Here is a 1,030-nt window from a genome sequence, read left to right on the forward strand (position 1 = left end):
TTATCTCGTAAAGATGATCCTAAATTCCATTATAATTAAGTAGGTACAATTTGTTCGGCTTTTATAACAGCCTTATTATACCGAATCATCTCCATCATGTTATATCACCTTTAAAACTCAGCATCGGTAGAAAGAATTGGATAAATAGATCCTATTGTTAAATTACAGGCTGCAAAGTAATGGCAGCCTGTTGTTAGTATTATCTCGATAGACCTAGTCTAGGCTATCGTTTGGACGAATCCGTTGGCACTGATATTGTCGGGTGTTTGATCCAACCTGACGATGTACCATCATCTTTAGGTAAACTACCAACAAAACTACCATCCTGTTTCGAGCCTGGGTAACTTGGGCTCATATGATTTGGATTGCTTTCTGCAGGCGGCTTACCCGAAGAAACTGGCGCTTTAGACGGCGGTGTAGACTGCCGAATCTCGGATGGCTTAGGGTATGATACTGGCTCATCTCCTGTGGCAGTTTTTTTGATCCATCGAGAAGAGTTTTTATCATCTTTTGGTAAATGACCTTTGAAATCACCACCTAGTTTAGAACCTGGATAACTAGGGCTCATATGATTTGGCTTCTCCTCACCTTTCACTGGTTTTGATGGTCGATTCTTTGGTGGTGTCGGTTTGTCAGTTTCCACCGGAGCGGGTTTCGGTGGTGTCGGTTTGTCAGTTTCCACCGGAGTCGGTTTCGGTGGTGTCGGTTTGTCCGTTTCCACCGGAGTCGGTTTCGGTGGTGTCGGTTTGTCCGTTTCCACCGGAGTGGGCTTCGGTGGTGTTGGTTTGTCCGTTTCCACCGGAGTCGGTTTCGGTGGTGTCGGTTTGTCCGTTTCCACCGGAGTCGGTTTCGGTGGTGTCGGTTTGTCAGTTTCTACCGGAGTCGGTTTCGGTGGTGTCGGTTTGTCAGTTTCTACCGGAGTCGGTTTCGGTGGTGTCGGTTTGTCAGTTTCCACCGGAGTCGGTTTCGGTGGTGTCGGTTTGTCAGTTTCTACCGGAGTCGGTTTCGGTGGTGTCGGTTTGTCAGTTTC

At 47.1% G+C, this 1,030-nt stretch carries 2 protein-coding genes; one reads left to right on the forward strand and one right to left on the reverse strand.

The genetic code is table 11. From position 1 onward, the window contains the following. Positions 1–223 precede the first annotated feature (223 nt). Positions 224–568, reverse strand: a complete 345-nt coding sequence (locus tag V2A85_RS23915) for a hypothetical protein (RefSeq protein ID WP_420072584.1) — start codon at positions 566–568, stop codon at positions 224–226. Between the two features lie 61 nt (positions 569–629). Here V2A85_RS23915 and V2A85_RS23920 point away from each other — a divergent pair. Further along, positions 630–1,030 (forward strand): hypothetical protein (locus V2A85_RS23920; protein WP_420072585.1); only part of this gene is annotated, 401 nt, incomplete at its 3' end.

It is taken from the genome of Yersinia sp. 1252 StPb PI (assembly GCF_048593885.1).
Classification (GTDB): domain Bacteria; phylum Pseudomonadota; class Gammaproteobacteria; order Enterobacterales; family Enterobacteriaceae; genus Yersinia; species Yersinia enterocolitica_E.

Bases quoted from the DNA above. Each gene is read 5' to 3' on its own strand.
- V2A85_RS23915 (WP_420072584.1), bottom strand. From the start codon at position 568: ATGAGCCCTAGTTATCCAGGTTCTAAACTAGGTGGTGATTTCAAAGGT.